This window comes from Brevibacillus parabrevis, assembly GCF_003710905.1.
Lineage (GTDB): Bacteria > Bacillota > Bacilli > Brevibacillales > Brevibacillaceae > Brevibacillus > Brevibacillus parabrevis.
In genome coordinates, this window is sequence record NZ_RHHV01000036.1 from 1 (window position 1) to 3,459 (window position 3,459).

Annotated in this window: 3 protein-coding genes and 1 pseudogene; all 4 read left to right on the forward strand. The window is 43.0% G+C overall.

Annotated features, from left to right (window positions below):
- Positions 1-807: IS3 family transposase (locus tag EDM60_RS28170; RefSeq protein WP_122966887.1), on the forward strand; the 807-nt coding region annotated here is incomplete at its 5' end.
- A 140-nt stretch (positions 808-947) separates the two neighbouring features.
- On the forward strand, positions 948-1,268 hold the full coding sequence (locus EDM60_RS28175; protein WP_122966888.1) for an immunity protein TriTu family protein: 321 nt from the start codon (positions 948-950) through the stop codon (positions 1,266-1,268).
- A 505-nt stretch (positions 1,269-1,773) separates the two neighbouring features.
- Positions 1,774-2,160 (forward strand): hypothetical protein, encoded by a 387-nt coding sequence (locus tag EDM60_RS28435; protein WP_141254296.1) that lies wholly within the window; start codon positions 1,774-1,776, stop codon positions 2,158-2,160.
- 324 nt (positions 2,161-2,484) lie between these two features.
- Positions 2,485-3,459, forward strand: a pseudogene (locus EDM60_RS28180) (type IV secretion protein Rhs); the annotation flags it as partial.

The following is a 3,459-nucleotide window of genomic DNA, read 5'->3' on the forward strand; positions in this document are numbered from 1 at the left end:
GTGTCTGCCATGTGCACCATCCTCAAGGTGAATCGGAGTACCTACTATTATGAAAGTAGCCAGCAGCCATCTATCGATGATGAGGTGGAGCAAGCAATCATCCATATTTTTGATGAGAATCAGCGCGTGTATGGAACCAGAAAGATCAAGGCAACCCTACAAAAAGAAGGATGGATCGTTTCCAGACGACGGATTGGACGCTTGATGAAAAAGAATGGTCTTGTATCGGCGTATACGGTTTCCCAGTATAAACCGCATAAGTCACCGTGTAACGATTCACCAATCCAGAATGAACTGAACCGCGAGTTTACAAAAGATGAACCACTAGAGGCGGTTGTGAGTGATTTGACGTATGTCCGAGTCGCAAACAAATGGCACTACATCTGTCTGCTCGTGGACTTATTCAATCGGGAGATTATTGGGTATAGTTGTGGAACCAGTAAAGATGCTGCGCTCGTCTACCAAGCTTTTGCAAGCGTAAAAGGAGACCTACGTCAAATTCAGCTCTTTCACACGGATCGAGGCAGTGAGTTTACCAACCGTACGATTGGTGACGTCGTCCGTACATTCAACATCAAGCGCTCGCTAAGCATGAAAGGCTGCCCCTATGACAATGCAGTCGCAGAAGCAACTTTTAAGCTGATTAAAACCGAGTTTGTCAAGAATCGAAGATTTGGGTCACTCGCACAGTTGAAGCAGGAACTAGGGGCATACGTGAAATGGTTTAACGAAACAAGAATTCACTCGACATTGGGGTATTTGAGTCCACTCGTTTACAAACAGAAAGCACTTAAGAAATCTGTCTAGTTTGGTGTTGACAGTCCACAAATGGCTTTATATGGTTGGTCCAACATCTACAATGGCAAGGCTTCGTGAAAAAAGAGAAATGCCACGCACTGAATTACCTCCTGCAAAAAATATAAAATTAGAAAAAAGGAAGGATAAGCGTGAATAAATTATTTTTAAGTTGGGTTCAAGAAAATGAGAGCCTGTTGAACAAAATGGGGATTAAGACGGAGTATAATTATCAATGGGATACACCAGCACACGCTCTTAATCCAAGTACTGTAATTGATCAAGAGACATCATTATGTGTTGGACGAGTAATTGTATGGAGTACTAAACAAATGCATTTTGAGGTTTTCTTACTAGAATCAGAATCAATCGAACCAATATTGATGAAAAATGTGGAATTGGACGAAGGAGTAAATTTTTATAATATTCTAGAGGAGTACTTTAAAATTATGGTTACAGGGACAAGCGAATAAAATTATCAGGTCTGTCAAGAATTTTGTATAATCAGAGACAATTTAATTTTTTAAGTGATTAAATTGAAATTTAAAGAAGGAGTAGCTAATCTAGGTGGACCAGGGGCTGTCAAAAATTCTGTATAGATTGTGCTTAAGTAATAATGTTAAAAAGATGACTTCTATAATCTGTACCAGAAGTCATCTTTTACTGTTCCCAATCGAGCGTGCTTTGGCAGAGGGCCAAGTAAATGGAGGAAGCTTTAGTTTCTTAGTATTTACACAGATGGATCAAACGTAGCTAATGTTGTTGGAGCAAGGGAAATAATCCAGTGGAAAAATCACATTGTTCAAATGGCTAAGGAACAAGGTTTTACATAGCTTGAGTTGCATAGAATTCGAGTAGCATATTTATAAATGGGGGCGTTAATTTGCTCCCTTTTAATATATTTATCTAAGAAAGGCTGTAGATTATGAATAAAAAAAGGCGATTCACGTTGTATGGTTAGAAGCGGTGAAGTTGTTTTTGGAGATTGAGCATATAGAATTGGCGAGTTTTTTAAGTCGGTTAGTTGAAATAATAAAAAGTAATCAAGAAGCAATTGTCCAATTATTGGATTCGAAAGGAAGGTATAGTAGTTGCAAATTTCCAGAGAATGAAAAAACATTTTTTCAATTTGTCACTACAATTTCTCCTGAAATGTATGTTATTGGTTCTACAGGTGATGACTTTAAAACGATTGTTGAAGACTACGTGGTTCGAAAACCAAAGTCGGAATTTGAAATTTTATGGAGACTATCAAGTTTAGTAAAAGATATCATGACTTTTACTTCATCAGAAGTATGTCCACAATGTAATAGTGATCATCTAAGAATCCTTGCTGATATCAATAACGAGAGGGAGATTGTATAGACATTGTGAAACATGTTTTTTTACTGACACGGTTGATGGAGAATCCCAGAGACATGAACTACTTATTCCTGCAAATATTACGTTACTTAAAATAGCGGGTTATATAAAGTAATAAGCTACTATGTCACATAAATCCGTGTAAACCATTCCGAATAATAAAGGGCTGTTACGATATGGAAGTCAGCCCTCAATGATAGATATCATCACAACAGTATCTCTATGCGAAAAGTAGTTTCAAAAAAACAGTTCAATGTGACGTACTGATCAACTACTAGTATACGGACCTTTCACTCGTAATGTTGGGTGAAGTTCCAAGGCGATAGATTGGCACATAAAAGAACTCATTATAATGGCGATGCCACTGGCACGAAGACGGCGGGGCCAGGGATCGTCGAACGCACCTTGCCAGACTCGTCGTACACCCCGTATGGCGATATCGCCTACCAGGAGCAAAAGGGGAAAAACGGCGGCACACGTCCGCTCGTAGAAAACGAGTTTACGCCAGACGGTTTGCGGGTCAGCCGCACGATTCCCTACGGAAATCAGGCCAAGAGCACCTCTTATGCTTACGATTGGGACGGCTTTGTCTACCAAACGACGAACGCTCTCGGAACGACCCGCTCCCATCGCAACAACGCCTACCGCGACGGCAGCAGCTACTTGCCGCGCCTGACCGAACAAACGGTGGCACCAAACGGCTACATCGTCACCACCTACCGCGACCTGTACGGCCGGGTAGAGAGCACCGAGGAAACCGAGCAGCAAGGCGGAAAGCGCCGTGTCACGAATATCCAGACAGACCGTTTCGGAAAAGTGACAGACAAAGAAGTAACCGACGGCAGCACCTCCCAACGCTGGACCTTGCGCTACGATGCCAACGGCCAACTCGTCTACCTGCGCGACCCGGAGAACAACGTCAACGAATACGGCTACGACGGACTCGGCAACCTCGTCACCGTCGTCGAAAATGGCACGACCTCCGCCGTGTACACGTATAACGCGCTGTCCTGGAAACTATCCGAAAAGAACCCGGAAACCAAAGCCGAGCAGTACACCTACGACAAAAACGGCTCGGTCAAAACCTTCCAGGACAAAAACGGCGTCCTGTTCAGCTACCAATACTCGCCGTTTTACGAAATGACGAAAGTGTCCGCCGGCAATGGCTTCTACGAAGAACGCACCTACGATCCGCTCGCTGGCTTGCTTTTGACGGAAACCAACAACTACGGCCAAACCGTCCGCTACAGCTACGACGAGTTCCGCCGCCTGAACAACCAAACGATGATGGGAAAAGACTAC